A 26,676-nucleotide genomic window follows, 5' to 3' on the forward strand; every position below is an offset into this window, starting at 1 on the left:
ACAGGTACGCCTCCGCAAATTCCTTATCAGGGTGGGGAGTTCCGCATGGACAGACGCGGTTTCAACCGACGGGTGCTGCTCGGCGGCGCGGCGGTGGTCGGCACCGGCGCCGCGGCGACATCGTTGTCGCTGGCGCCGGACGCGGCGAGCGCCGACGGTGCGGCGCGGACCGCGCCGGCCGGGGGCGAGGTGAGACGCATCAAGCTGTACGCCGAGAAACTCGCCGACGGGCAGATGGGCTACGGCTTCGAGAAGGGCGCCGCGACGATCCCCGGCCCGCTCATCGAGCTCAACGAGGGCGACACGCTGCACATCGAGTTCGAGAACACCATGGACGTCAGGGCGAGCCTGCACGTCCACGGCCTGGACTACGAGATCACCAGCGACGGAACCGCGTTGAACAAGAGCGACGTGGAGCCCGGCGGCACCCGCACCTACACCTGGCGCACCCACGCCCCGGGCCGCCGCAAGGACGGCACCTGGCGGGCGGGCAGCGCCGGCTACTGGCACTACCACGACCACGTGGTGGGCACCGAGCACGGCACGACCGGTATCCGCAAGGGCCTGTACGGCCCGGTGATCGTCCGCCGCAAAGGCGACGTCCTGCCGGACGCGACCCACACGATCGTCTTCAACGACATGCTCATCAACAACAAGCCGGCGCACTCCGGCCCCGACTTCGAGGCCACGGTGGGTGATCGCGTCGAGTTCGTGATGATCACGCACGGCGAGTACTACCACACCTTCCACATGCACGGACACCGCTGGGCCGACAACCGCACCGGCATGCTCACCGGCCCCGACGACCCGAGTCAGGTCATCGACAACAAGATCGTGGGCCCGGCGGACTCCTTCGGCTTCCAGGTGATCGCGGGGGAGGGGGTCGGGGCGGGCGCGTGGATGTACCACTGCCATGTCCAGTCCCACTCCGACATGGGGATGGTGGGCCTGTTCCTGGTGAAGAAGGCGGACGGGACGATCCCGGGGTACGAGCCGCACGAGCACCGGCACGGCCACTGACGGGCGGGGTCGGCCGGGGCCCCGGGCGTTCGCGGCGTCACACGGCGGTGCGCACGCCGCTCCCGTCCGCCGCGCAGGCTCGTTCCCGGCGCCGGAGAGCGCTCTCACCCGCGGTCGGCCAGGGCTATCCTGATCCGCAACCGCGAGGAGGGCCCCGAAGTGACCGAGACAGCACCGCGTCCCACGCTGGAGGCCGTGGCCGAGCGGGCCGGGGTCTCGCGGGCCACCGTGTCCCGGGTGGTGAACGGCGGTGACGGGGTGCGGGAGCCGCTCGTCGAGCGGGTCCGGCGGGCGGTGGAGGAGCTGGGGTACGTGCCCAACCAGGCGGCCCGCAGCCTGGTGACGCGCCGGCACGACGCGATCGCCGTGGTGGTCGCCGAACCGGAGAGCCGGGTCTTCGCCGACCCGTTCTTCGCACTGCAACTCAGGGGCATCAGCAAGGAGTTGACGGCCCACGACAACCAGCTGGTCCTGCTGCTCACGGAGGGCCGCGACGACCACGCCCGGGTGGGCCGGTATCTCGCCGGGGGCCATGTCGACGGGGCGCTCGTCTTCTCCCTCCACCTGGACGATCCGCTGCCCGGCCTGATCCAGGGCGCCGGCATCCCGACCGTGTTCGGCGGGCGGCCCGGCTGGAACGGCGGCACCGGGAGCGACGTCGTGTACGTCGACAGCGACAACCGGGGCGGGGCGCGGGAGGCCGTACGCCACCTCGTGGGCCTCGGCCGCACGCGCGTCGCGCACATCACCGGCGCCCTGGACCAGACGTCGGCGGTGGACCGGCTGGAGGGGTTCCGGGACGTCCTGGGGGACACCGACCCGGGGCTGGTCGTCGAGGGGGACTTCACCCCGGGCGGTGGGGAGCGGGCGATGCGGGAGCTGCTCGAGCGGTGCCCGGACATCGACGCCGTGTTCGCCGCGAACGACCTCACCGCCACCGGCGCGCTGCGGGTGCTGCGCGAGCGGGGCCGCCGGGTCCCGGAGGACGTCGCCGTCATCGGCTTCGACGACATGCTCCCGATCGCGGAACAGACCGACCCGCCCCTGACGACCATCCGCCAGGACATCGAGGAGATGGGGCGGCTGATGGCACGGCTGCTGCTGGGCGGGGCGGGGGAGGCGTCGTCGGGGGTGATACTGCCGACGACGCTGGTACGCCGGGCCTCGGCCTAGACCGGCCGGCGGTCCCCCTCCGCGCGGCTCCTGCCGGCCCTCGTCACCCTTCCATCGGCGCGCTCTTGATCACCGCGAACCTGGCCCCGTACGGGTCGGCCAGGCGGGCCACGCTGCCGACGCCCTCGATGTCCGTGGCGGGCATGCGGACGGTGCCGCCGAGTTCCGCCGCCTTCGCGGCGACCGCCTCCGTGTCGGAGACCTCGAAGTACGGCAGCCAGTACGGCTCGCTCTCCTCGGCGGACTCGGCCAGGGGGATCAGGCCGCCGAACATCCCGTCCTCGGAGGTGCCCGCCGGGTTGAGCGTGGTGTAGGTGCCGCCGGGGAAGTCGACGCCGAAGGTCTCCAGGCCGAGGACGGCGTTGTAGAAGAACGCGGCGGCGGGCTGGTCCGGGGTGTAGAGCTCCAGCCAGCACAGCGAGCCGGGTTCCTGGACGACGTCGAGGCCCTTGTTGCGGCCGGGCTGCCAGATGCCGAAGGAGACGCCCGCCTTGTCGGCGAGGATGGCCATGCGGCCCTGGTCCATGACGTCCATCGGCTGCGCCAGCACCGCGCCGTGCGCCTGCTCGGCGGCCTTGGCCGTGGCGTCCGCGTCCGCGGTCTGGAAGTACACCGTCCACGACGGCGGGCCCTGCTCCGGGGTGGTCTGCATGCCGGCCGCGGCGGTTCTGCCGTCCAGCTCGAAGAACCCGTAGCCGCCGACCTCGGGCGGCCCGGGCCGGAACCGCCAGCCGAAGAGGGCGCCGTAGAAGGACGCGGCGCCGTCGATGTCGGGGGTGCCGAGATCGATCCAGTTCGGAGCGCCGGTGACATAACGGGTCGTGAGCATCGCTGCCCCTCCTCATCGGGGTCCCGTTGCCTGTAGTGCCGAGTCTCGCACCGCCCACTGACAATCGCCCCGGGCAGTGACCTTCCGTGACCGTCAAGCCTCTCCCAGTTTTCCCCCGATGCCGCGCGCCGCCGTGCGCCACGCCGTGCCGCGCAGGAGCATCAGGGTGGCCGGAGGCCCCTGAACGTGGCGTTGATCCCGCGTTGATCGAACGTTTTTCGCCGCCCGGCACGATCCTCGGCATGCTCATCGAAACGATCACGCCGCCCGGCCTCGACTGGCAGGACGAGGCGTTGTGCGCGCAGACCGGCGGTGACTTCTTCTTCCCGGAGCCGGGCAGCTCCGTACGGGAGGCGAAGCGGATCTGCGGTCTGTGCCCGATCCGCTCCGCCTGCCTGGAGTACGCCCTCGACAACGACGAACGCTTCGGCGTCTGGGGCGGCCTGTCGGAGAAGGAACGCCTGGAGATCAGGCGCACGCCCCGTTGACCCCTCCTCCGGTCACCCGTCGATCTCTCGTCGGGCCACCCGTTGATCCCTTTCGGCCATGCTGATCACGCGTACGTCACGCTGAACCGCCACGTCCCCGCCGGCACCCGCACGTCCTGGCCGGTCACGGGGAGCTCCCGGCCGTTCGCCTCGGCCGACCGCACCGCGCCGAACCGGCAGGGGTGGACGAACCGCACACCCTCCGGCGCCTCCGTGATGTCCACGGTCACCGTCCGGGGCGCCGGGTCGCCGGCGAGCCGGTAGCCGACCGTTCGTCAGCTGGACCGGAACCGCCCACGCGTCCTCGCGGTCGCCCAGGTGGTCCCGGACGAATCTCGCCCGCACCGAGGGCGGGCAGTCCGGGCGTACGGACAGTGCCCAGCGTGCGTACCCGGGCAGCGCCCGCTCGGCGTCCGCCGCGCCGACGGTGCGCCAGTCGTCCCGCGTCAGCACCATGGACGCGGCGGCACGTCCGGTCTTCATGGAGCGGACCTCGCGCAGCGCGCCGACGAGGCCGTGACGGACGTAGGCCTCGGGGACGTCGGGTTCCTGTCCGCGGAGGGCGCGGTCGACCGTGAGGGTTCCGGTGCGACCGGGGCCGAACGGCACACCGCGCGCGACGGCCCTGCGCAGTCCGGGGTCGGTCAGGCTGTGCGTCCAGACGGCGGCGTTCAGGTGCGGATCGTCGTTCTCGAGGATTCACAGGGCCGTGGAGGCCGGCAGTCGTCTCGCCCAGGTCCACGTCCGCCGCAGCCGTTCCGCGGTGGTCTCGGGGCGCTCGGGCGCCGGCAGTCCCGTCCGGGCCCGGATCCGCTCGGCGCTCTCCCCGTCGATCAGGCCGAGCAGGAAGCCGGCCGCCTGGTGTGCCCTGCTGTGCTGCCGCATGGCCGCATGATGCGGCAGGCCGGAGCCGGCCCGCACCGGAGATTCGCTCCGCGCGGGCCGGCTCTCGTGCTCGTCGGTGCCGTCAGCCCGCCGCGCGGGCCGCCATCCGCGCCTTGCGTGCCGCGAGCTTCTCGTCGAACTTGAGGGCCTCGGCGTCCAGGCCGCTCATGAACATGCCCAGTTCCTCCTGGGCTTGCAGACCCTCGGGGCCCAGGCCGTCGATCTCCAGGACGCGCAGGTGGCGCAGGACGGGCTGGAGGACGTCGTCGTGGTGGATGCGCATGTTGTAGACCTCGCCGATCGCCATCTGGGCGGCGAAGCGCTCGAAGCCGGGCATGCCGTGGCCGGGCATCCGGAAGTTCACGACCACGTCGCGCACCGCCTGCATGGTGAGGTCGGGGGCGAGTTCGAAGGCGGCCTTGAGCAGGTTCCGGTAGAAGACCATGTGCAGGTTCTCGTCGGTCGCGATGCGCGCCAGCATGCGGTCGCAGACCGGGTCGCCGGACTGGTGGCCGGTGTTGCGGTGCGAGATGCGGGTCGCGAGCTCCTGGAAGGCGACGTAGGCGACCGAGTGGAGCATCGAGTGCCGGTTGTCCGACTCGAAGCCCTCGCTCATGTGGGCCATGCGGAACGCTTCCAGTTTGTCCGGGTCCACCGCGCGGGAGGCCAGGAGGTAGTCGCGCATCACGATGCCGTGGCGGCCCTCCTCGGCGGTCCAGCGGTGCACCCAGGTGCCCCAGGCGCCGTCGCGGCCGAAGAGCGAGGCGATCTCGTGGTGGTAGCTGGGGAGGTTGTCCTCGGTGAGGAGGTTCACGACGAGTGCGATGCGGCCGATCTCGGTGACCTTGGACTGTTCCTTGTCCCAGGCCTCGCCGTCCTCGAAGAAGCCCGGGAAGTTGCGGCCGTCCGACCACGGGACGTACTCGTGGGGCATCCAGTCCTTGGCGACCTTCAGATGCCGGTTCAGCTCGGTCTCGACCACTTCCTCCAGGGCGTACAGCAGCTTGGCGTCGGTCCAGACGGAAGGGCTGCCGAGGTGAGGGGTGGTGATCGTCACGGAAACTCCAGGGGGACGCATAACAGGGCGGAACGAACCGGCGAGCGGGTGCCGGGCTACCGGGAACTTACGAAAGCGTAGGCTACGAATCCGTAGGTTACGAGACCGTAGGTTAAGTGCGGAGTAAAGATCGCAGATCAGGCCATCTTGCCGGGCATACGACAAAGCCCCAGGACCCGCAGGTCCCGGGGCCTGGGCGGGTCCCGTTCACTCGGTCAGGCGTACAGCTCCCGCATCCGGACCGAGAGACATGTCACACAGCCCTCGAGCTTCTCGAACTCGCTGATGTCGACGACGACCGGCTCGTGTCCGAGATCGGCGAGCAGTTCCGTGGTCCTCGGCGCGCTCGCCGAGATCAGCAGCTGGTGCCCGCCGAGCAGCACCACATGGCCACCGGCCTCCTCGGGCACCGACAGGAAGCGCGGGAAGAGCGAGGGCCGGTCCACCTTCGGGATGTGCCCGATCACCGTCCCGTCGGGCAGGGCCGTGACCGCCGACTTCAGATGCAGCACCTTGCTCACCGGCACGGCGACGACCCGCGCCCCGAGCGGCTCGAAGGCCGCCCGCAGCTGCTGGACGCCGGCCGCGTTGGTACGGCCGCCCCGGCCGACGTAGATCGTGTCACCGACCTTCAGCACATCGCCGCCGTCCAGCGTCCCCGGCTCCCAGACCCAGTTGACCGAGCAGCCGAGGGAGGCCACCGCCTCCTCGACCCCGGCGGTCTCCGGGCGCCGGGGCTCGGCGCCCGGCCGCGTGATCAGGGCGACGTTCTTGTACATGACGACCGTGTCCTCGACGAACACGGCGTCCGGGCAGTCGTCGGCCGGTTCCACCTCGACGGTCTCCCAGCCGTGCGCACGCAGGGTCTCGACATACGCCTCCCACTGCTCGAGCGCGAGATCGACGTCGATCTTCTCGCGCTCGATGTGCGTCACCAGGCCTTCGGCGAGGCGCGGGCTCGGGCGGCGGACGAGGGCCTTCTTGCTGGGCACGAGGAACTCCGTAACGGCGGCAGGGACGGCGCCCCGGAAAAGCGGCACCGGCCGCCATCATGCAGGGCGGGCCCGCGCACACAAAACCCCCGTCGCCAGGCTGTGGCCCTCCTGAGATACGCGCCGGTAACCGGGCCGGGCCGCGCGGGGACACGCGGCCCGGCCCGGCTCTAGGCGGGATCGACGAGGGCCTGCGGCGTGGTCTCCCGCAGCTCCCCGTCCAGCAGCAGCCAGCGGGTGATGCCGATCGACTCCAGGAACGGCAGGTCGTGGCTGGCCACGATCAGCGCCCCCTCGTACGACTCCAGCGCCGTGGTCAGCTGGCGGACGCTCGCCATGTCGAGGTTGTTCGTCGGCTCGTCGAGCATCAGCAGCTGCGGCGCGGGCTCGGCCAGCATCAGCGCCGCCAGCGCCGCCCGGAAGCGTTCGCCGCCGGACAGCGTCGCCGCCTTCTGGTCGGCCCGGGCACCCCGGAACAGGAAGCGGGCGAGACGGGCCCGGATCCGGTTGTTGGTGGCGCCCGGCGCGAACCGGGCCACGTTCTCGGCCACCGACAGCTCGTCGTCGAGCACGTCCAGCCGCTGCGGCAGGAAACGCAGCGGCACATGGGCCCGCGCCTCGCCCGCCACCGGCGCCAGCTCCCCGGCGATCGTCCGCAGCAGCGTCGTCTTGCCCGCGCCGTTGCGCCCGGTCAACGCGATCCGCTCCGGACCGCGCAGGTCGAAACCGCCGCCCACACGGGCGCCGTACGCCAGCTCCAGGTCCATCAGCGTGAGGATTTCACGGCCCGGTGGCACGGCCGTGTGCGGCAGGTCGACACGGATCTCGTCGTCGTCCCGTACGGCCTCCACCGCGTCGTCGAGCCGTTCCCTGGCCTCGGCGAGCCGCTCCTCGTGCATGATGCGGTGCTTGCCCGCGGACTCCTGCGCCGCGCGCTTGCGCGCCCCCATGACGATCTTCGGCTCCCGCTTCTGGTCCCACATCTTCTGCCCGTACCGCTTGCGACGCGCCAACTTGACCTGGGCGTCCACCAGTTCGCGCTTCTGTTTCTTCAGGTCCGCCTCGGCGACCCGCACCATCCTTTCCGCCGCCTCCTGTTCGACGGCGAGCGCCTCCTCGTACGCGGAGAAGTTCCCGCCGTACCAGGTGACCTCCCCGGCGTGCAGATCGGCGATCTGGTCGACCAGGTCCAGCAGTTCGCGGTCGTGGCTGACCACGACCATGACCCCGGGCCAGGACGCGACGGCGGCGTACAGCCGCCTGCGGGCGTACAGGTCCAGGTTGTTGGTCGGCTCGTCCAGCAGCAGCACGTCCGGGCGGCGCAGCAGCAGCGCGGCCAGCCGCAGCAGTACCGACTCGCCGCCCGACACCTCGCCGATGGTGCGGTCCAGGCCGATGTCGCCGAGGCCGAGTTCGCCGAGCGTGGCCAGGGCGCGCTCCTCCACGTCCCAGTCGTCGCCGACGGTCTCGAAGTGCTCCTCGGCGACGTCGCCCGCCTCGATGGCGTGCAGCGCGGCGCGCCGGGCCGCGATGCCGAGCGCCTCGTCGACCCTGAGGCCGGTGTCGAGGGTGACGTTCTGCGGGAGGTAGCCCACCTCGCCCGCGACGCGCACGGCGCCGTCGGCCGGGGCGAGTTCACCGGCGATGAGTTTCAACAGGGTGGACTTGCCGGACCCGTTGGCACCGACGAGGCCGGTGCGGCCCGGACCGAAGGCCACGTCCAGGCCTTCGAAGACGGGGGTGCCGTCGGGCCAGGTGAAGGACAGGGACGTGCAGGTGAGGGAAGTAGACATACGGGCCTCGCGGTTGCTCGATGCGGCTGGGGGCACACGCGTATCGAGACACCTGCGACCAGGGAGAGGCGAGGCTCCGTGAGCGAGATCCGTGAGCGGGATCCAAGGGCGGGGCCCATGGACAGGATCCGCGAGCGGGATCCGTGGGCATGAGAAGAGCCCTGCACCGGAGGACGGCTCGGACGCCGAGGTCGCACGCAGCGCACCCACACGTGACGTGTGCGGTGACGCGGTGTCTCAGGACCTCAGACGAGCAACGTCCTTCTCCGATCGACGGCAACAGAACCGTCATACACCGTACGAGGGGGCGCGTGGGCTGTCAACGAAATAGCGTGGCGCCCGTCCGCACCGCCCCGAAGGAGGCCCCGTGCCCATCGGCTCGCTGTCGCTGCCGGCCCGGCTCTACCTGCTGGCGTGGGACACCACGAGGAACGAGCTGGCCGACACCACCCACCTCCACCACCTGGTGCGGGCCGGCGCCCTCACCGAGCTGGCCCGGCACGGGCTGCTCGTCGACGACGACGGCATCGCCACCCCCGTCGACCTGGACTCCCGCGTCGGGGACACCGTCCTCGACGGCCTCCTGGAACTCGTCCGCGAGTCCCGCCCGCACCGGTGGCGCAGCTGGGTGCCCCTGCACGCGCGCGTGACGTTCGAAGCCGTACGGGAGCAGCTGGCCGCCGAGGGCTACCTGCGCGCGGAGAAGCGGCGCGCCCTGGGCCTCTTCCCGACCGTGGAGTACGCCGTCGAGCGGGTCGCGGTCGTCGAGGTGCTGCGCGAGGAGGCCCGCCAGGTCCTGACCGGGCCCGTGCGCGCCACCGACGTCTCCGACCGGGACGCGGCCGTCACGGTCCTCGCGACCGCCGCGGAACTGCGCACCCTGGTCTCCCGCGGGGCGTGCGGCCGGTACAAGGAACGCCTGACGGAGCTGACCGAGAGCAGCGGGACGGCGGCGCCGGTGCTGCGGAAGGTCGTACCGGAGCTGTGCGCGGCGCTTGCGACGGTGGAGGCGCCCGCGGGGGCGTGACGGTCCCGGAACTGGCCGCGCTCGGCGTCGCGCGCGTGAGCGCCGGTTCGGGCGTCGTCCGGGCAGCGCACGCACTGGTCCACCGCGCCGCACGGGAGCTGTCGGGGGCGGGAACGTACGAGGAGCTGAAGGACGGCCTCGACCACGGCAGGCTCGACGAGTCGCTGAGGGCGGCAAGCTGAGCCATCCAGGGACGGTAGGACCCGCGCGACCGGCCACGACGCTGCCGCACGCCGTAACTGCTGGGCGCCGTACGCGCCACCCGCCGAACCGCCTCCGAGGCCCCGCGGGGAGCGCTACGCGTCCCGCATCAGCTCCGCCAGCTGCTGGTCCAGGTCGAGCTGGAGGTGCTCCAGCCCCACCGGCACCAGGTCCGCCGTGGCCTCCAGGAACCGCCGAACCTCTCCCGAGCGGACGTGCACCACGGCGGTGCCCTCGGGGGCGTGGAACTCCAGGACGGTGCGGTCGTACCCGTACGGCCGCACCCGCACGTCGCCGTGGCCCTCGGCGGTCTCCAGACCCGCGGTGAGAAGCTCCCGCGCGAAGGTCCAGCAGACGTCCACGCCCTCCAGGGTGGCCGGGGCCGGGAAGGTCATGCGGACGGCGAAGGGATCGCGCCGGTCGTAGTGCAGCGTGGCGGGAATGCTCGGCATCCGCGGCGCGGCGGCGACGAGGCGGGCCTCAACGGGCTGCTCGATGACAGTGGACAACGCGTTGCTCCCTTGTGGCGGCTGGACTGACTTCCGGGCGGAAGAGGCGGGCACTGGAAGAGACGACGGAATCGGCCAATCCGTGTACACGAAAGGCGAGTGACCTCGGTCACCGTTTTTCATGCGCGCACGTGGCGCAGACCACCTCCCGTGGCCCACGGGGCACGTGCGGCGAGCACCGCCCCACGTGAGGGCGGTCTGGACGGGCACGGGCGCGTGGGCTAGCTTCGCCCGCCATGAGGCGCTTGGGGAGCACGCGACGCACGGGGCACAGGGGACGTACCGGCAGGCGGGTCGCCGCGGGGGTGGCCTGCGCGGCGGCGCTGGCCGCGCTGACGGCCGTACCGGCACAGGCAGGGCAGCCGCACCGGGCGCCGCACTGGGAGCTCAAGGACAGCGGGACCCCGGACGTGCGGTTCCGCGGGCTGGCGGCCGTCAGCCGGACCACCGCCTGGGTCGCGGGCACCCGGGGCACCGTCCTGCGGACCACGGACGCGGGCGCGACCTGGCGGAACGTCTCGCCGCCCGGCGCCGGTGAACTCCAGTTCCGGGACGTCGAGGCGTTCGACGCACGGCGGGCCGTGGTCCTGGCGATCGGCGAGGGCGAGGCGTCCCGGGTCTACCGGACCGACGACGGCGGGGCCACCTGGACCGAGTCCTTCCGCAACACCGACGCCCGCGCCTTCTACGACTGCCTCACCTTCTTCGACCGCCGCCACGGGCTGGCGATGAGCGACCCGGTGGACGGCAGGTTCCGCATCCTGTCGACGAGCGACGGGGGCCGCTCCTGGAAGGTTCTGCCCGACCGGGGCATGCCGGCCGCGCAGGAGGGCGAGGCCGGGTTCGCGGCCAGTGGCCAGTGCCTGGTCAGCTCCGGCCCGAAGGACGTCTGGCTGGCCACCGGCGGAGCGGCACGCGCACGCGTGCTGCACTCCTCGGACCGCGGCCTGACCTGGACCGCCACCGACACACCGATCCCGGCGGGCGACCCCGCCAGGGGCGTCTTCGCGCTCGCCTTCCGCGACCGCACGCACGGTCTCGCCGTCGGCGGCGACTACCGCCCCGACCAGGCCTCCCCGAACGCGGGCGCCGTGACCCGTGACGGCGGCCGCAGCTGGGGGCTCGCCGCCACGCCCCCGCCCGCCTACCGCTCGGGCGTCGCCTGGCTCCCGCACAGCCGCACCGCGGCCCTCGCGGTCGGTCCCACCGGCACCGACCTGACGACGGACGCCGGACGCACCTGGCACACCGTCGACACGGGCTCGTACGACACCGTGGACTGCACCCCGGACCTCGGCTGCTGGGCGGCCGGCGAGAAGGGCCGCGTGGCCCGCCTGGAGCCCTGATCCGGGAGCGCCACGCCTCCGTCCCCGGGTCCAGGCCATCGCCCCCGCCGCCGGTGATCTGGATCCGGACCGGCCCGCGGGGGAGAGCCGGCTCGGAATGTGGGTACCCGGCCGCCGAGCGCGGAAGGAGGAACCCCTATGCCACGCGGTTCGAGCCCGAAGAGGGAACGCCAGTACGAGCACATCAAGGAGAGCGCCCAGGACCGGGGTGAGAGCAAGAAGCGCGCGGAGGAGATCGCCGCCCGCACGGTCAACAAGGAACGCGCCCGCTCCGGCGAGTCCAAGACCGCCAGTCGCAGCTCCACCGAGGACATGTCGTCCGGCAAGAGGGGCGGCCAGCGGTCCGGCAAGGGCTCCGGCGGCCCGACCTACGACCAGCTCTACGCGGAGGCCAAGCGCCGCAACATCAGCGGCCGTTCGGACATGAACAAGAGCCAGTTGCAGCGGGCGCTCGGCAAGTGACGCCTCAGGAGGGCGTCTCGCGGTACCGCTCGAGCTCCGGCGCGGTCTTCGTGGCCGCGAACTCGGTGATGCGGTAGGCGCAGACGCCCGCCGTCACGAACGGGTCGGTCGCCGCGATCGCCTCGACCCGCGCGCGGTCCTCCGCGACGGCGAGTATCACCCCTCCGTCGCGGGGGTGCTTGCGGCCGGAAGCGAGGAACACCCCCTCTTCGTACCGGGCGTCGAGCCACGCCACATGCGCTTCCAGGGTGGCGTCGACCTGGTCGAGCGGGGCGGTGTAGGTCAGCTCCAGTACGAACATGATCGCGAGCCTACGCCGACGTACGCTCGTCCCACCATGACGACCGTGAGAATTCCCGTGGGCTGGCCCGCGGACGAGCAACAGGCCCGCGCCCTCCAGGACGAGTTGCGCACGAAGGTGGTGCTCGACGAGCCGGGCCCGCCGCCCGGCACCGGGCACCTGACCGGGGTGGACGTGGCGTACGACGACGAGCGGGACGTCGTGGCGGCCGCGGCCGTCGTCCTGGACGCGGCGACCCTCGACGTCGTCGCCGAGGCCACGGCGGTCGGCCGGATCTCCTTCCCGTACGTCCCCGGCCTGCTCGCCTTCCGGGAGATCCCCACGGTCATGGCAGCCCTGGAGTCCCTGCCGTGCCCGCCGGGGCTGGTCGTCTGCGACGGCTACGGCCTCGCCCACCCCCGCCGCTTCGGTCTCGCGAGCCACCTCGGCGTCCTCACCGGCCTCCCGACGATCGGCGTCGCCAAGAACCCCTTCACCTTCACCTACGACGACCCCGGCGCCGCGCGCGGCAGCGCCGCCCCGCTCCTCGCGGGTACCGAGGAGGTCGGCCGCGCCCTGCGCACCAGGGAGGCCGTCAAGCCGGTCTTCGTCTCCGTCGGCCACCGCGTGAGCCTCGACAACGCCTGCGCCCACACCCTGGCGTCGACCCCCCGTTACCGCCTCCCGGAGACCACCCGCCGAGCCGACGCGCTGTGCCGGGCGGCACTGAAGGAGGCGACAGCGGCCCGCAACCCGCGGGCGGAACGGGCGGCGGCGGATTCCGAGCCGAGCTGAGGGCACACGGTTCGACCACCCCGCCGGCTGGCGGATCGCCCCTCTCGCCCACCTGGCCACCGCCGGCGACCCCGAAGGGCGCGGGCGCGTGGACGCCGTGCTGGATGGCTGAGTACGCGAACTGAGTATCTGTACGGATGCGGGTGCGCCGTCCCGATCGGCAGGCTGGGCCGCATGACGACGCACCGTATGCCCAGGCACCGCTCCCCGAAGCCGCTCGCCGACCCCGACCGGCCGGTCGAGCGCGCGGTGACGGCCGCGCTGGTGCTCGCCGTGCTGGCCGGGCTCGGCTGGATCTGCGGGATGATCTACACGGTCGCCACCTGGCCGCTGTAGGTCAGCGGCTCCTGGCCACCCGGAAGACGATCCCCGCGCGCGTGAGCCGCTCGGTCAGCGCGTCGCCCATGGCCACCGCCGTGGTGACCTGGCCGGAGGTCGGCGGGAGGTCGTCGAGGGCCAGGGAAAGTGCCGCCTCGGCGAGGATCTTCGCCGTCTCGTCGTAGCCCGGGTCGCCGCCCGACACCTCGGTGAACACCTGGCGGCCGCCGCCCTCGCCCACGAAGCGCACCGAGAACCAGCTCTTCGCGCGCTTCTCGGCGCTCGGACCGTCCCCGGGCTTGAGCCGGTCGGACAACCAGCGCCGCGCGGGCGGCAGTTGAGCCGCCGCGAACAGCGCGCCCACCGCCGCGACCCCGCCCACGGCCATCGGCAGCCGGCGTACGGCCGCGTAGTGGCGGTAGCGGAAGTCGGGGCCGAAACGTTCCAGCGCCCGGGCCGAACGCCCCACGATCTGCGCGTCGATGGTCGGCAGCGGCAGGGCCCAGGCGCCGACCTCCCCGGCGAACCGCGGGGCACCGTTCGGGGTGGAGGCCCGCCGTCCCACCAGCCGCGGTTCGTGCCGCGCGCGGTCCCGTGCGGCGGCGATCATCTGCCGACCGCGCGCGAACTGGTTCAGCGCCGAGGCGAACGTGCCGCCCGAGAAGGTGGCGTCCGCCGTCACGTACCCGTCGACCGTGAGCGGGACGCCCTCCGGCAGCTGCCGCACGGTGAAGTACACGCCCAGGTCGTGCGGCACCGAGTCGAAGCCGCAGGCGTGCACCAGCCGTGCCCCGGTCTCCCGCGCGCGTGCGTCGTGCCGGACGTACATCCGGTCCACGAACTCCGGCTCACCGGTGAGGTCGAGATAGTCCGTCCCGTGCTCCGCGCAGGCCGCGACCAGCTCCTCGCCGTACGTCACATAGGGGCCCACCGTCGTGGCCACCACGCGCGCGTGCTCGGCGAGCGTCCGCAGCGAGGCCGGGTCGGACACGTCCGCGCGCAGCACCCCGACCTCGGCACCGCCCGGCAGCCGCTCCCGCAGCGCCCGGAGCTTGTCCTCGCTCCGCCCGGCGATCGCCCAGCGCAGTCCCTCGGGGGCGTGCGCGGCCAGGTACTCCGCGGTGAGGGTCCCCACGAACCCGGTGGCTCCGAAAAGCACGATGTCGTACGGACGGTCCGCCCTGTTCAGCCTGCTCATGACACCCCTCGGTTCCGCACCACGCGCCGTTGTCGGTGGCCGAGGCTAGCGTGAGGGGTGCGGTGCCGGGACGACGAGGTCGGAGGTGCGCGGTGGCCGTGCCCAGGAATGCCCTGAAGAAATGGGAAAAGGTGCGTGCCTTCGCGCTCGCGATGCCGGGTGCCGTGGAGGAGTTCCCCTGGGGCGAGTCCGTCGCCAAGGTCGACAAGAAGGTGTTCGTCTTCCTCGGGGTCGCCGACGGCACCTGGCCGCTGGGCCTCACGGTCAAGCTCAAGGGCGACGAGGCGCACGCCCACGCGCTGAGCTGCCCGGGTGCCGAGCCCGCCGGGTACGGCCTGGGCAAGGCCGGCTGGGTGCGCGTGCCGCTGGCGGAGGCGGGCGCCCCGGCCGCCGGGCTGCTGTGCGAGTGGGTGGAGGAGAGCTACCGCGTGATCGCGCCCAGACGGCTGACAGCGGAGCTGGACGGACGGTGAGCGCGATGATTGTCCAAGCGCTTGCTCGCCCAGGTCTTGAATCCAGTGGAACGTGTTCTTAGCATCACTGGTGTTACATCAGTTGTGTCACGCCAAGGGGGCTGGATGACGACGGCGACGACGCCGGGGCAGGGCCCGCTCACCGGCGTGCGCGTACTGGAGCTGGCCGGTATCGGGCCGGGCCCGTTCGCCGCCATGCTCCTGGCCGACCTCGGCGCCGACGTGGTGCGCGTGGACCGGCCCGGCGGTCCCGGGCTCGCCATCACGGCCGAGCACGACATCACCAACCGCAACAAGCGCTCCGTGGTCGTCGACCTGAAGGCCCCGGACGGCCCCGCCCGCGTCCTCGACCTCGCCGCCCGCGCGGACATCCTCGTCGAGGGCTTCCGCCCCGGCGTCGCCGAGCGGCTCGGCATCGGCCCCGAGACCTGCCACGCCCGCAACCCGCGGCTCGTCTACGGCCGGATGACCGGCTGGGGCCAGGACGGCCCGCTCGCCCCGCGCGCCGGCCACGACATCGCGTACATCGCCGTCACCGGCACCCTCGGCATGATCGGCAGCCCCGGCGAGCCCCCGCCCGCCCCCGCCAACCTCCTCGGCGACTACGCGGGCGGCTCCCTCTACCTCGTCGTCGGTGTCCTCGCCGCCCTGCACCACGCGCGCGCCACCGGCACCGGCCAGGTCGTCGACGCCGCCATCGTCGACGGCACCGCCCACCTCTCGGCGATGATCCACGGCATGCTGGCCGCCGGCGGCTGGCACGACCGGCGCGGCGCCAACCTCCTGGACGGCGGCTGCCCGTACTACGGCACCTACGAGACGGCCGACGGGCGGTACATGGCGGTCGGCCCGCTGGAGCCGCAGTTCTACGCCGAGTTCACCCGCCTCCTCGACCTCGCCGAGCACGCCGACGCCCGCACGGACTGGACCCGCTGGGGCGAGCTGCGCGAGGCCGTCGCCGCCCGCTTCAGGTCCCGTACGCGGGACGAGTGGACGGCCCTCTTCGACGGCACGGACGCCTGCGTGGCCCCCGTGCTGTCCCTGCGCGAGGCACCGCACCACCCGCACCTCGCCGCCCGCGGCACCTTCACCGACCACGACGGCCTCACCCAGCCCGCGCCCGCCCCGCGTTTCTCCGCGACCCCGACGAGCGTGCGCACCGGACCCGCACGGCCCGGCACCGGCACCGCCGACGTGGCGCGCGACTGGGACGTACCCGACCTCCTGAAGGGCCTCGACACCCCATGAAGCGGCAGATCTTCGCCCCCGAGCACGACGCGTTCCGCGAGACGGTCCGCGCCTTCCTGGCCAGGGAGGTGCTGCCGTACTACGAGAGCTGGGAGAAGGACGGCATCGTCTCCCGCGACGCCTGGCGGGCGGCCGGCAAGCAGGGGCTGCTCGGGCTCGCCGTGGACGAGGAGTACGGGGGCGGCGGCACCGCCGACTTCCGCTACAGCGCCGTCCTCGCCGAGGAGTTCACGCGCGCGGGGACGCCCGGACTCGCCCTGGGGCTGCACAACGACATCATCGGCCCGTATCTGACCGGCCTGGCCAGCGAGGAGCAGAAGCGGCGCTGGCTGCCCGGGTTCTGCGACGGCACCCTGATCACGGCCATCGCCATGACCGAGCCCGGCGCCGGGTCCGACCTCCAGGGCATCCGCACCCACGCCGAGGACCGCGGCGACCACTGGGTGCTCAACGGGTCCAAGACGTTCATCTCCAACGGGATCCTCGCCGACCTGGTGGTCGTGGTCGCCAGGACCACCCCCGAGGGCGGCGCGCGCGGCCTGTCGCTGCTCGTCGTCGAGCGCGGCATGGACGGCTTCGAACGGGGCCGCAACCTCGAGAAGATCGGCCAGAAGGCGCAGGACACCGCCGAGCTGTTCTTCCACGACGTGCGCGTGCCCAAGGAGAACCTGCTCGGCGAGCTGAACGGGGCGTTCGTCCACCTCATGACGAACCTCGCCCAGGAGCGGCTGAGCATCGCCGTCTCCGCGATCGCCGCCGCCGAGCACCTGCTGGAGATCACCACGGAGTACGTCAAGGAGCGCGAGGCGTTCGGCCGGCCGCTGGCCACCAAGCAGCACATCCGCTTCGAGGTGGCGGAGATGGCCACCGAGTGCGCCGTCACCCGCACGTTCCTCGACCGCTGCATCGAGGATCACTCGAAGGGTGAGCTCGACGCGGTCCACGCCTCCATGGCCAAGTGGTGGGCGACCGAACTCCAGAAGCGGGTCGCCGACCGGTGCCTGCAACTGCACGGCGGCTACGGCTACATGAGCGAGTACCCCGTCGCCCGGGCCTTCACCGACGGCCGTATCCAGACCATCTACGGCGGGACGACCGAGATCATGAAGGAGATCATCGGGCGTTCCCTGCTCGGCTGAAGGCACTCCCGCCCGGCCAAAGGCTCTTCCCGCTCGGCCCACCCTCGTTGAAAGGCGTCTTTGTGAGCACCGAAGCGTACGTGTACGACGCGATCCGCACCCCGCGCGGCCGCGGCAAGGCGAACGGCGCCCTGCACGGCACCAAGCCCATCGACCTGGTCGTCGGACTCATCCACGAGATCCGCGACCGCTTCCCCGGCCTGGACCCGGCGGCCATCGACGACATCGTGCTCGGCGTGGTCGGCCCCGTCGGCGACCAGGGCTCCGACATCGCCCGGATCGCCGCCGTGGCCGCCGGACTGCCGGACACGGTCGCGGGCGTCCAGGAGAACCGCTTCTGTGCCTCGGGTCTGGAGGCCGTCAACATGGCCGCCGCCAAGGTCCGTTCCGGCTGGGAGGACCTCGTCCTCGCGGGCGGCGTGGAGTCCATGTCCCGCGTGCCGATGGCCTCGGACGGCGGGGCCTGGTTCAACGACCCGATGACCAACCTGGCGGTCAACTTCGTGCCCCAGGGCATCGGCGCCGACCTCATCGCCACCATCGAGGGCTTCTCCCGCCGGGACGTCGACGAGTACGCGGCGCTGTCCCAGGAGCGCGCGGCGACGGCCTGGAAGGAGGGTCGCTTCGACCGGTCCGTCGTCCCCGTCAGGGACCGGGCGGGCCTCGTCGTCCTCGACCACGACGAGCACCTGCGCCCGGGGACCACGGCGGAGTCGCTGGCCAGGCTCAAGCCGTCCTTCGCGGACATCGGCGACCTGGGCGGCTTCGACGCCGTGGCACTCCAGACGTACCACTGGGTCGAGAAGATCGACCACGTCCACCACGCGGGCAACTCCTCCGGCATCGTCGACGGCGCCTCGCTGGTGGCCATCGGCTCGCGCGAGGTCGGCGAGCGCTACGGCCTCACCCCGCGCGCGCGGATCGTTTCCGCCGCCGTCTCCGGCTCCGAGCCGACCATCATGCTCACCGGCCCCGCGCCCGCGACCCGCAAGGCCCTCGCCAAGGCCGGGTTGTCGATCGACGACATCGACCTGGTGGAGATCAACGAGGCCTTCGCGGCCGTGGTCCTGCGCTTCGTGAAGGACATGGGCCTGTCCCTGGACAAGGTCAACGTCAACGGCGGCGCGATCGCGCTCGGCCACCCGCTCGGCGCGACCGGCGCCATGATCCTCGGCACGCTCGTCGACGAACTCGAGCGCCAGGACAAACGCTACGGCCTAGCCACCCTCTGCGTCGGCGGCGGCATGGGCATCGCCACCATCGTCGAGCGCATCTGACCCCCTCCCGACGGACACGACGGATCACACGGAGCACCTCCACATGAGCACTCAGTCCACGACCATCCGCTGGGAGCAGGACCGCGAGGGCGTCGTCACGCTCGTCCTCGACGACCCCCATCAGTCCGCGAACACCATGAACCAGGCGTTCCGCGAGTCCCTCGCGCACGTCACCGACCGCCTGGAGGCCGAGAAGGACTCCATCCGCGGCGTCATCATCACCTCCGCCAAGAAGACCTTCTTCGCGGGCGGCGACCTGCGCGACCTCATCCGGGTGACCCCGGAGACCGCGCAGGAGCTGTTCGACGGCGGCATGGCCATCAAGCGCGACCTCCGCCGCATCGAGACCCTCGGCAAGCCGGTCGTCGCGGCGATGAACGGCGCGGCCCTGGGCGGCGGTTACGAGATCGCCCTCGCCTGCCACCACCGCGTCGCCCTGGACGCCCCCGGCTCCAAGATCGGCTGCCCCGAGGTCACGCTCGGCCTGCTGCCGGGCGGCGGCGGTGTGGCCCGCACGGTCCGCCTCCTCGGCATCGCCGACGCCCTGCTGAAGGTCCTCCTCCAGGGCACCCAGTACTCCCCGCGACGCGCCCTCGACAACGGCCTGATCCACGAGGTCGCCGCCACCCAGGACGAGCTCCTCGCCAAGGCCCGCGCCTTCATCGAGGCCAACCCCGAGTCGCAGCAGCCCTGGGACAGGCCCGGCTACCGCATCCCCGGCGGCACCCCGGCGAACCCCAAGTTCGCCGCCAACCTGCCCGCCTTCCCGGCCACCCTGCGCAAGCAGACCAACGGCGCGCCCTACCCGGCCCCCCGCAACATCCTCGCCGCGGCGGTCGAGGGCGCCCAGGTCGACTTCGAGACCGCGCAGGTCATCGAGGCGCGCTACTTCGTCGAACTCGCGGCAGGCCAGATCTCGAAGAACATGATCCAGGCGTTCTTCTTCGACCTCCAGGCCGTCAACTCCGGCGCCAACCGCCCCCAGGGCATCGCACCGCGGCCGGTGCGCAAGGTGGCCGTCCTCGGCGCCGGGATGATGGGCGCGGGCATCGCCTACGCGTGCGCCCGCGCGGGCATCGAGGTGGTCCTGAAGGACGTGTCGGAGCAGGCGGCGGCCCAGGGCAAGGCGTACTCCGAGAAGCTGTGCGCGAAGGCGGTGAGCCGGGGCCGTACGACCCAGGAGAAGGCGGACGCCCTGCTGGCCCTCATCCGGCCGACGGCCGACCCCGCCGACGTGGCGGGCTGCGACGCGGTGATCGAGGCCGTCTTCGAGAACCCGGAGCTCAAGCACAAGGTGTTCCAGGAGATCCAGCACCTCGTCGAGCCGGACGCGCTGCTGTGCTCCAACACCTCCACCCTGCCGATCACCGTGCTCGCCGAGGGCGTGGAGCGGCAGGCCGACTTCATCGGGCTGCACTTCTTCTCGCCGGTCGACAAGATGCCGCTGGTGGAGATCATCAAGGGCGAGCGCACCGGCGACGAGGCGCTGGCCCGCGCCTTCGACCTGGTCCGCCAGATCAAGAAGACCCCGATCGTCGTCAACGACTCCCGCGGCTTCTTCACCTCCCGCGTGATCGGCCACTTCATCAACGAGGGCGTCGCGATGGTCGGCGAGGGCATCGAGCCCGCGTCCGTCGAGCAGGCGGCGGCGCAGGCGGGCTACCCCGCCAAGGTCCTGTCCCTGATGGACGAGTTGACCCTCACCCTCCCGCGCAAGATCCGCAACGAGTCCAAGCGGGCCGTCGAGGAGGCGGGCGGGGTGTGGCCCACGCACCCCGCGGAGGCCGTCATCGACCGCATGGTCGACGAGTTCGGCCGCACCGGCCGCAGCGGGGGAGCGGGCTTCTACGACTACGACGACAGCGGCAGGCGCACGCGCCTCTGGCCGGGCCTGCGCGAGCACTTCACCCGCGAGGGCGCACAGATCCCCTTCCGGGACATGCAGGAGCGCATGCTCTTCTCCGAGGCCCTCGACACGGTGAAGCTCCTGGAGGAGGGCGTCCTGACGTCCGTCGCCGACGCCAACATCGGCTCCGTCTTCGGCATCGGCTTCCCGGGCTGGACCGGTGGCGTGCTCCAGTACATCAACGGCTACGAGGGCGGCCTGCCGGGCTTCGTGGCACGCGCGCGTGAGCTGGCGGAGCGGTACGGGGACCGGTTCACCCCGCCGGCCCTGTTGGTGGAGAAGGCGGAGAAGGGGGAGCGGTTCGCGGACGCGTGACGCCGGGCCGGTACGGGCAGGGGCGGCGGGGGCGAAGGCCTCCCCGCCCGCCCCGTACCGCCGGGCGCCGCCACGGGCTTGCTCCCCGGGCCCGGAACGCCCCCACGGGCTTGCTCCCGGGTCCGCAACGCCCCCACGGGCTGGCTCCCCGAGCCCGGAACGCTCCCACGGGCTTGCTCCCCAGGTCCGCAACGCCCACGCTGGCCTGTGAACCGGTCCCCTCCCCGCCGAGGAGCCCTCATGGGAACGCGCCCCGCCCTCGCCCTGGTGGACATCCTCCGCGACGAGGGCGTGGACCGGATCTTCGGAAACCCCGGAACGACCGAACTGCCCTTCCTGGCCGCGCTGTCGGAGACCGAGGGCGCCCCCGAGTACGTCCTCGGCGTGCACGAGGGCGCCGTCGTCGCCATGGCCGACGGATACGCCCGCGCCACCGGCCGGCCCGCCTTCGTCAGCCTGCACGCCGCTGGTGGCCTGGCGAACGCGCTCCTCGGCCTGCTCAACGCCCGCCGCTCCCGCACCCCCCTAGTGGTGACCGCCGGCCAGCAGGACCGCCGCCACCTCCAGCAGGACCCCATGCTCTCGGGCGACCTCGTCGCCCTCGCGGCCCCCGCCGTGAAGGCGGCCTACGACATCCAGCACGCCCACGACCTGCCGCTCGCGTTGCGCCGGGCCTTCGCCCTCGCCGTACGCCCGCCCGCCGGGCCGGTGTTCCTGTCCGTCCCCACGGACCTGCTCGCCGAGGACACCGAGGTCGAGGTCCCGGCCCGCACCCCGACGCCCCCGCCGGGCCCGGCCCCCGGCATCGAGCACGCCGCCGTCCTGCTCGCCGGCGCCGCCCGCCCCGCCGTCGTCGCCGGGGACGGCGTCGGCCGCGAGGGCGCGGTCGCCGCCCTGGTCCGTACGGCGGAGGCCTGCGGCGCGACCGTGCACCACCAGCCCATGGCCGACTGCCTCGACTTCCCGACCACGCACCCCCTGTACGCCGGGATGCTGCCGCCCCGCCACGACGCCATCCGCGCCGCCCTCGCCCCGCACGACGTGCTGCTCATCGCCGGCGCCCACGCCTTCACCCCGCACCAGTACACCCCCGGCCCCGCCCTGCCGCCCGGCCTCACCGTCGTCCAACTCGACTCCGACGCCGACGAGATCGGCCGGAACTTCCCCGCCGAGGCCGGACTGGTCGGCGCCCTCGAACCCTCCCTCGACCGCCTCGCCGGACTCCTGCGCGAACGCGTCCCCGCCCACACCGCCAAGAGCCGCACCCTGCGCGCCGGCGAGCGGCACGGCACCGCCCGCGACCGTGCCGAGTCCGCCGCCCGCGCCGCCTACTCCGCGGCCCCACTGGACCCGTGGGCCGCCGCCCACGCCGTGGCCCACGGCCTGCCGCCGGGCACCGCGGTCGTCGAGGAGGCCATCACCGTGGGCCTGTTGCTGCGCCGCCTCGTACGGCTGGAGCGGCCCGGCAGCTACACCCACACCGTCGGCGGCGGGCTCGGCTGGGGGATCGGCGCCGCCGTCGGCCGTGCCCTCGCCGAACCCGGGCGCCCCGTGGTCGCCGTACTCGGCGACGGCTGCGCCCTGTTCGGTCTCCAGGGGCTGTGGAGCGCCGCCCGGCAGTCCGCCCCCGTCCTGTTCGTCGTCATGGGCAACGGCGCCTACCGCACGGTCCAGGACACCTACGAGGCGATGGGCGGCCGGGGCAGGTGCCCGGGAACCGAACTGGGCCCGCTGGACTTCACCCGCGCGGCCGGCTTCTTCGGCGTCGACGCGGTCCGTGCGCACAGCGCCCGGCACCTGCGCGAACTGGTCTCCGGAGCAGCCGAGTTGACGGGCCCGCTGCTGGTCGACGTACCCCTGCGGCCATGAACCGCCCCTGACCGCCGCGCACCGTGCCACCCGCCTCGACGCGTCAGGCCGAGCCGTCCACCTGTGAGGAGGCCACCCATTCCCGCAGCTCTTCCCTGAGCGAGCGCTGAAAGGTCGTCAGCAGCGCCTGCACGACGATCGGATGCATGTGGGCGGACAGCGACTTCACGTCGTGCGCGTCCCGCTCCGACACCTCGCCGCGGAACAGCTCGGCCAACTCGTGCGCCGCGGCACGGGAGTGCTCCACCAGGACGTTGCGCGCGGCGAGGATCGACTCCGACGACAGCGGGACGTCGAGCAGTTGCACCCCGAGGCGCAGCAGCCCCGAGTCGAAGTGGAAGGTCTCCCCGTCCGGTCGCAGCACGTTCATGGCCGTCAGCCGCTCCACGTCCTCGTCGCTCAGCGCCCGGCCGGCCCGCCGGTCCAGCTCCGCGCGGGTGGCCGTCCGGGCGGTGTCCGGCGCCCAGGAGGCCACGACCGCGCGGTGGATGGCGAGGTCGTGCGGGCTCAGGTCCGGCGGCAGCTGCCGCAGATAGCGCTCGATCGCCGCCAGGGTCATCCCCTGGTGCTGGAGCTCCTCGATCAGCGCGAGCCGTGAGAGGTGCTCCTGACCGTAGTGCCCCACCCGCCGCGGACCGATCACCGGTGGTGGCAGCAGCCCCTTGGTGCCGTAGAAGCGGACCGTGCGGACCGTGACGCCCGCCCGCGCGGCCAGCTCGTCGATCGTGAGGGGCATCGCGTCGGCCTCGGGGGGTTCGGTCGTCATGTGCAGCAGTATCGCTGTCCCACCAGTGCTGTGAAACCTCGTGGGCACCCCGGTCCGATCATGTGAGATGTCCCGCTGTGTGAAGTCCGCCACCGCGTGACCGGCCCGGTGCGGGGGAAGGTGGCCCCCTGGTCCGTGCCTCCACCGAGCGCGCGGGCCATACGTACGTCCGGACACCCGAGCGCGATCCGCTCGGGCGCACCAGAGAGCGGTACCACTCGTGAGCAAGGACGCCGTGGACACGGCACAGGCCGCAGCCCCCACTCTCGCGGCCCAGGCGCCCGCGGACGCGGGCGACGCCGGTTACAGCAAGGACCTCAAGGCCCGCCACGTCAACATGATCGCCATCGGCGGCGCGATCGGCACCGGCCTCTTCCTCGGCGCCGGAGGGCGCCTGAGCAACGCGGGCCCGGCACTCGCGATCGCCTACCTGGTCTGCGGCGTCTTCGCCTTCTTCGTGGTCCGGGCGCTCGGCGAGCTCGTCCTGTACCGCCCCTCCTCCGGCTCCTTCGTGTCGTACGCGCGCGAGTTCCTCGGTGAGAAGGGCGCGTACGTCGCCGGCTGGATGTACTTCCTGAACTGGTCGACCACCGGCATCGCCGACATCACCGCGATCGCGCTCTACACGCACTACTGGAGCCTGTTCACCGACATCCCGCAGTGGGTGCTGGCCCTGATCGCCCTGGCCGTGGTCCTCGTGGTCAACCTGATCTCGGTGAAGATCTTCGGCGAGATGGAGTTCTGGTTCGCGATCATCAAGGTCGCCACCCTGGTCGCCTTCATGTGCGTCGGCATCTTCCTGCTGGCCACCCGGCACGAGGTCGGCGGTCAGACCCCGGGCCTGGGCGTGATCACCGACCACGGCGGCGTCTTCCCGCACGGCCTGATGCCGGTCGTCCTGGTCATGCAGGGCGTGATCTTCGCGTACGCCGCCCTTGAGCTGGTCGGCGTCGCCGCGGGCGAGACCGCCGAGCCGGAGAAGGTCGTCCCGCGCGCGGTGAACTCGATCATGTGGCGGGTCGGTCTGTTCTACGTGGGCTCGGTGGTCCTGCTGGCCCTCCTGCTGCCGGGCTCGGTGTACTCGGCCGACGAGAGCCCGTTCGTGACGGTCCTGTCGAAGATCGGCGTGGAGGGCGCGGGCGACGTGATGAACCTGGTGGTCCTCACGGCCGCCATGTCCTCGCTGAACTCCGGCCTGTACTCCACGGGCCGCATCCTGCGGTCCATGGCGATGGCGGGCTCCGCCCCGAAGTTCACCGCCCGCATGAACCGCAGCCAGGTCCCCTACGGCGGCATCCTGCTCACCTGCGCGGTCTGCGTGCTCGGCGTCGGCCTGAACTACCTCATGCCCAGCCAGGCCTTCGAGATCGTCCTGAACGTGGCCTCCCTCGGCATCATCTCCACCTGGGTGATCATCATGGTCTGCCACCTGGTCTTCGTCCGCCGCGCGCGGGCCGGCCTGCTGACCCGCCCCTCCTTCCGTCTCCCGTTCAGCCCGGTCACGGAGATCACCACGATCGCCTTCCTGCTGGCCTGCCTCGGCATGATGGGGAAGGACCCCGAGGTCGGCCGCAAGACCCTCCTGCTGATCCCGGTGATCGGCGTGATGCTGGTCGCCGGCTGGTACGCCGTCCGCCGCCGGGTCACCGCGACGACCGACCGGGAACTGACCGACCTCACGAAGTAGCCCGGGCCGGCTGTCAGTGCCGGCCTCTACGGTGGCGTCATGTCGGAGATCACGTACATCCCGGGTGACGCCACCGTTACGTCGCTGGAGCGCGTCGAGACGGTCACCCCTGTCTGCGACGACCTCGTGCGCCTGGCCGGCAGGGTCGACCGCCGCGGGATCGCCGTCACGGCCCACGACCACCGGGAGGGCCGGAAGTGAGCACGGACATCGACGTCCTGGTCCTGGGCGGCGCGGGCGTCGACACCATCGTCCACGTGCCGCAGCTGCCGCTGCCGTACGCCGACAGTTACATGATCGACTCCGGGATCCGCACCCGCGCGGGCCAGACCGGGGACTTCGTCGCCTTGGGCCTGAGCGCCCTCGGCCTGCGCACCCACCACATCGACATGCTCGGCGACGATCCGGAGGGCGACCTCGTCCGCGCCCTGCACCACGAGCGGGGCATCGGCCTCACCGCCGTCCCGCAGCCGGCCGGCACCAAGCGCGCCGTCAACCTCGTGGGACCCGACGGCCGGCGCCTGTCCCTGTACGACGTCAGCCGCTCGCACCCGGACGACCGGCTGCCCGAGGCCACGGTCCGGGCGCTGGCGGCGACGAGCCGGCACGCGCACGTGTCGATCACGCAGCCCTGCGCCCACGCCCTGCCCGCCCTGCGCGAGTCCGGGGTGAGCATCTCCACGGACCTGCACGACTGGGACGGTGAGAACCCCTACCACGAGCCGTTCGCCCACACCGCTGACGTGGTCTTCCTCTCCGCCGCCGCCCTGCGGGACCCCGAGCGGACCATGCGCCGGATCGCCGACCGCGGCCGGGCCGAGGTCGTCGTCGCCACCGCCGGGGCCGAGGGCGCCCATCTCCTGGCCGACGACATGCTGACCCGGATCCCCGCGGTCCCGCCGCCCGCCCCGGTGGTGGACTCCAACGGCGCGGGCGACGCCTTCGCCGCCGCCTTCCTCTACGGCCGGCTGGCCGGCGAGCCCCCGCTCCGGTGCGCCCTGTACGGCGCTGTGGCCGGCGCTTATGCCTGCACGGTCCCGTCGACGCGGACGGACGCGATAGGACGGGACGCACTCCACGCGCGCGTGGCCCGTCTTTCGCATGCGGAGGATGCGGGTACCCGGAGCGGGTGAGAAAGGTGCGCTGGATCGGCACGCTGGCCGTCCTGTCCCTCTGCGGACTGGGACTCGGCGGTTGTGACAGTGTCGGAGAACGTGACTCGGCGGCCTCCGCCGCCGCCCGCGGGTTCGAGCGCGCGCTGCGCTCCCACGACGCCGAGGGCCTGTGCGCGGCCCTCGCTCCGGAGACCCGCAGCGAGGTGGAGGAGTCCGAGAAGAAGTCCTGCGAGCAGGCGATCGCCGCCCAGGACCTGCCCCTCGGCGGTGGCGTCCGCGGCACCGACGTCCACGGCCGGCAGGCGCGCGTGGTCCTCGCCTCGGACACGCTGTTCCTGTCCCGGTTCGCGGACGGCTGGAAGGTCGTCGCGGCCGGCTGCGTGCCCCGCCCGGGTCAGCCCTACCAGTGCGTGATCAAGGGAGGGTGAGGAGCCGTGCGGATCATGTTCACGCTCTGTCTGGTCCTCGTCCTGAGCGGCCTCTTCTACTTCACCGCCGTGGGGCTGAT

Annotated in this window: 29 protein-coding genes; 19 read left to right on the top strand and 10 right to left on the bottom strand. The window is 72.5% G+C overall.

All coding sequences use genetic code 11. The features are described from left to right. The first annotated feature begins 45 nt into the window (after positions 1 to 45). Both ACH41F_RS11120 and ACH41F_RS11125 read left to right on the top strand, forming a co-directional pair. Positions 46 to 1,020 carry a multicopper oxidase domain-containing protein gene (locus ACH41F_RS11120; protein WP_398834437.1) on the top strand — a complete coding sequence of 325 codons (975 nt, stop codon included), beginning with the start codon at positions 46 to 48 and terminating at the stop codon, positions 1,018 to 1,020. A gap of 159 nt (positions 1,021 to 1,179) precedes the next feature. After that, positions 1,180 to 2,193 (top strand): LacI family DNA-binding transcriptional regulator, encoded by a 1,014-nt coding sequence (locus tag ACH41F_RS11125; protein WP_398834439.1) that lies wholly within the window; start codon positions 1,180 to 1,182, stop codon positions 2,191 to 2,193. A gap of 43 nt (positions 2,194 to 2,236) precedes the next feature. Here the strand turns inward: ACH41F_RS11125 and ACH41F_RS11130 are convergent, their stop codons facing one another. Beyond that, complete coding sequence (locus ACH41F_RS11130; protein WP_398834441.1) at positions 2,237 to 3,022, bottom strand: VOC family protein; 786 nt, start codon at positions 3,020 to 3,022, stop codon at positions 2,237 to 2,239. A gap of 203 nt (positions 3,023 to 3,225) precedes the next feature. On the opposite strand from ACH41F_RS11130, the gene ACH41F_RS11135 reads away from it, so the two are divergent. Continuing rightward, on the top strand, positions 3,226 to 3,510 hold the full coding sequence (locus ACH41F_RS11135) for a WhiB family transcriptional regulator (protein WP_391235266.1): 285 nt from the start codon (positions 3,226 to 3,228) through the stop codon (positions 3,508 to 3,510). A 65-nt stretch (positions 3,511 to 3,575) separates the two neighbouring features. On the opposite strand, the gene ACH41F_RS11140 is transcribed toward ACH41F_RS11135, so the two are convergent. From ACH41F_RS11140 to ACH41F_RS11160, 5 genes are all read right to left on the bottom strand, one after another. Continuing rightward, positions 3,576 to 3,734, bottom strand: coding sequence for a hypothetical protein (locus ACH41F_RS11140; RefSeq protein ID WP_391235264.1), 159 nt, complete (start codon positions 3,732 to 3,734; stop codon positions 3,576 to 3,578). Positions 3,735 to 4,209: 475 nt separating this feature from the next. Beyond that, the gene (locus tag ACH41F_RS11145; protein WP_398834444.1) at positions 4,210 to 4,395 is read right to left on the bottom strand and encodes a hypothetical protein; all 186 of its coding nucleotides are present in this window, start codon (positions 4,393 to 4,395) and stop codon (positions 4,210 to 4,212) included. A gap of 82 nt (positions 4,396 to 4,477) precedes the next feature. Further along, positions 4,478 to 5,452: an acyl-ACP desaturase gene (locus tag ACH41F_RS11150; RefSeq protein ID WP_391235260.1), complete on the bottom strand. Its 975-nt coding sequence runs from the start codon at positions 5,450 to 5,452 to the stop codon at positions 4,478 to 4,480. 215 nt (positions 5,453 to 5,667) lie between these two features. After that, on the bottom strand, positions 5,668 to 6,444 hold the full coding sequence (ddaH, locus tag ACH41F_RS11155; protein ID WP_398834446.1) for a dimethylargininase: 777 nt from the start codon (positions 6,442 to 6,444) through the stop codon (positions 5,668 to 5,670). A gap of 170 nt (positions 6,445 to 6,614) precedes the next feature. After that, positions 6,615 to 8,237, bottom strand: coding sequence for an ABC-F family ATP-binding cassette domain-containing protein (locus tag ACH41F_RS11160; protein WP_398834448.1), 1,623 nt, complete (start codon positions 8,235 to 8,237; stop codon positions 6,615 to 6,617). Between the two features lie 367 nt (positions 8,238 to 8,604). On the opposite strand from ACH41F_RS11160, the gene ACH41F_RS11165 reads away from it, so the two are divergent. Next, the gene (locus ACH41F_RS11165) at positions 8,605 to 9,264 is read left to right on the top strand and encodes a GPP34 family phosphoprotein (protein WP_391235254.1); all 660 of its coding nucleotides are present in this window, start codon (positions 8,605 to 8,607) and stop codon (positions 9,262 to 9,264) included. Then, a complete protein-coding gene (locus ACH41F_RS11170) occupies positions 9,261 to 9,446 on the top strand; it encodes a hypothetical protein (protein ID WP_398834450.1) in 186 nt (61 codons plus the stop codon). The genes ACH41F_RS11165 and ACH41F_RS11170 overlap by 4 nt, the downstream gene beginning before the upstream one ends. 114 nt (positions 9,447 to 9,560) lie before the next feature. Here ACH41F_RS11170 and ACH41F_RS11175 read toward each other — a convergent pair whose 3' ends face one another. Further along, the gene (locus ACH41F_RS11175; protein WP_391235250.1) at positions 9,561 to 9,974 is read right to left on the bottom strand and encodes an SsgA family sporulation/cell division regulator; all 414 of its coding nucleotides are present in this window, start codon (positions 9,972 to 9,974) and stop codon (positions 9,561 to 9,563) included. 236 nt (positions 9,975 to 10,210) lie between these two features. On the opposite strand from ACH41F_RS11175, the gene ACH41F_RS11180 reads away from it, so the two are divergent. Both ACH41F_RS11180 and ACH41F_RS11185 read left to right on the top strand, forming a co-directional pair. Continuing rightward, positions 10,211 to 11,320, top strand: a complete 1,110-nt coding sequence (locus ACH41F_RS11180; protein WP_391235248.1) for a WD40/YVTN/BNR-like repeat-containing protein — start codon at positions 10,211 to 10,213, stop codon at positions 11,318 to 11,320. A gap of 138 nt (positions 11,321 to 11,458) precedes the next feature. After that, positions 11,459 to 11,782: a plasmid stabilization protein gene (locus ACH41F_RS11185; RefSeq protein WP_391235246.1), complete on the top strand. Its 324-nt coding sequence runs from the start codon at positions 11,459 to 11,461 to the stop codon at positions 11,780 to 11,782. A 4-nt stretch (positions 11,783 to 11,786) separates the two neighbouring features. On the opposite strand, the gene ACH41F_RS11190 is transcribed toward ACH41F_RS11185, so the two are convergent. After that, positions 11,787 to 12,083, bottom strand: coding sequence for a YciI family protein (locus ACH41F_RS11190; RefSeq protein ID WP_398834453.1), 297 nt, complete (start codon positions 12,081 to 12,083; stop codon positions 11,787 to 11,789). A 36-nt stretch (positions 12,084 to 12,119) separates the two neighbouring features. Between ACH41F_RS11190 and ACH41F_RS11195 the strand changes: the two genes are divergently transcribed. Both ACH41F_RS11195 and mmpA read left to right on the top strand, forming a co-directional pair. Then, entirely contained in the window at positions 12,120 to 12,857 is a 738-nt protein-coding gene (locus ACH41F_RS11195; protein WP_398834455.1) for an endonuclease V, read from the top strand. 189 nt (positions 12,858 to 13,046) lie between these two features. Further along, the gene (mmpA, locus tag ACH41F_RS11200; protein ID WP_391235649.1) at positions 13,047 to 13,193 is read left to right on the top strand and encodes a morphogenic membrane protein MmpA; all 147 of its coding nucleotides are present in this window, start codon (positions 13,047 to 13,049) and stop codon (positions 13,191 to 13,193) included. Between the two features lies 1 nt (position 13,194). Here mmpA and ACH41F_RS11205 read toward each other — a convergent pair whose 3' ends face one another. Next, the gene (locus tag ACH41F_RS11205) at positions 13,195 to 14,373 is read right to left on the bottom strand and encodes a saccharopine dehydrogenase family protein (protein ID WP_398834457.1); all 1,179 of its coding nucleotides are present in this window, start codon (positions 14,371 to 14,373) and stop codon (positions 13,195 to 13,197) included. 92 nt (positions 14,374 to 14,465) lie between these two features. Here ACH41F_RS11205 and ACH41F_RS11210 point away from each other — a divergent pair, with 92 nt between their 5' ends. From ACH41F_RS11210 to ACH41F_RS11235, 6 genes are all read left to right on the top strand, one after another. Further along, entirely contained in the window at positions 14,466 to 14,846 is a 381-nt protein-coding gene (locus ACH41F_RS11210; RefSeq protein WP_398834459.1) for an MmcQ/YjbR family DNA-binding protein, read from the top strand. A 105-nt stretch (positions 14,847 to 14,951) separates the two neighbouring features. Then, positions 14,952 to 16,094, top strand: a complete 1,143-nt coding sequence (locus tag ACH41F_RS11215; protein WP_398834461.1) for a CaiB/BaiF CoA transferase family protein — start codon at positions 14,952 to 14,954, stop codon at positions 16,092 to 16,094. Then, on the top strand, positions 16,091 to 17,233 hold the full coding sequence (locus ACH41F_RS11220) for an acyl-CoA dehydrogenase family protein (protein WP_391235235.1): 1,143 nt from the start codon (positions 16,091 to 16,093) through the stop codon (positions 17,231 to 17,233). Before ACH41F_RS11215 ends, ACH41F_RS11220 begins: the two co-directional genes overlap by 4 nt. 62 nt (positions 17,234 to 17,295) lie before the next feature. After that, complete coding sequence (locus tag ACH41F_RS11225) at positions 17,296 to 18,510, top strand: acetyl-CoA C-acetyltransferase (protein ID WP_391235233.1); 1,215 nt, start codon at positions 17,296 to 17,298, stop codon at positions 18,508 to 18,510. A 43-nt stretch (positions 18,511 to 18,553) separates the two neighbouring features. Beyond that, the gene (locus ACH41F_RS11230) at positions 18,554 to 20,731 is read left to right on the top strand and encodes a 3-hydroxyacyl-CoA dehydrogenase NAD-binding domain-containing protein (RefSeq protein ID WP_398834464.1); all 2,178 of its coding nucleotides are present in this window, start codon (positions 18,554 to 18,556) and stop codon (positions 20,729 to 20,731) included. A 240-nt stretch (positions 20,732 to 20,971) separates the two neighbouring features. Next, a complete protein-coding gene (locus ACH41F_RS11235; RefSeq protein WP_398834466.1) occupies positions 20,972 to 22,600 on the top strand; it encodes a thiamine pyrophosphate-binding protein in 1,629 nt (542 codons plus the stop codon). 43 nt (positions 22,601 to 22,643) lie between these two features. On the opposite strand, the gene ACH41F_RS11240 is transcribed toward ACH41F_RS11235, so the two are convergent. Beyond that, positions 22,644 to 23,366: a MerR family transcriptional regulator gene (locus tag ACH41F_RS11240; RefSeq protein WP_398834468.1), complete on the bottom strand. Its 723-nt coding sequence runs from the start codon at positions 23,364 to 23,366 to the stop codon at positions 22,644 to 22,646. Between the two features lie 220 nt (positions 23,367 to 23,586). Between ACH41F_RS11240 and ACH41F_RS11245 the strand changes: the two genes are divergently transcribed. From ACH41F_RS11245 to ACH41F_RS11260, 4 genes are read left to right on the top strand one after another with little or no spacing between them, the layout of a single operon-like run. After that, positions 23,587 to 25,053: an amino acid permease gene (locus ACH41F_RS11245; protein WP_391235225.1), complete on the top strand. Its 1,467-nt coding sequence runs from the start codon at positions 23,587 to 23,589 to the stop codon at positions 25,051 to 25,053. Positions 25,054 to 25,092: 39 nt separating this feature from the next. Continuing rightward, positions 25,093 to 25,254, top strand: a complete 162-nt coding sequence (locus ACH41F_RS11250; RefSeq protein ID WP_391235224.1) for a hypothetical protein — start codon at positions 25,093 to 25,095, stop codon at positions 25,252 to 25,254. Beyond that, positions 25,251 to 26,186, top strand: coding sequence for a PfkB family carbohydrate kinase (locus ACH41F_RS11255; protein WP_391235222.1), 936 nt, complete (start codon positions 25,251 to 25,253; stop codon positions 26,184 to 26,186). The genes ACH41F_RS11250 and ACH41F_RS11255 overlap by 4 nt, the downstream gene beginning before the upstream one ends. After that, positions 26,183 to 26,596 (top strand): hypothetical protein, encoded by a 414-nt coding sequence (locus ACH41F_RS11260; protein WP_391235220.1) that lies wholly within the window; start codon positions 26,183 to 26,185, stop codon positions 26,594 to 26,596. The genes ACH41F_RS11255 and ACH41F_RS11260 overlap by 4 nt, the downstream gene beginning before the upstream one ends. The last annotated feature ends 80 nt before the right edge of the window (positions 26,597 to 26,676 follow it).

It is taken from the genome of Streptomyces sp. NPDC020489 (assembly GCF_044386545.1).
Lineage (GTDB): Bacteria > Actinomycetota > Actinomycetes > Streptomycetales > Streptomycetaceae > Streptomyces.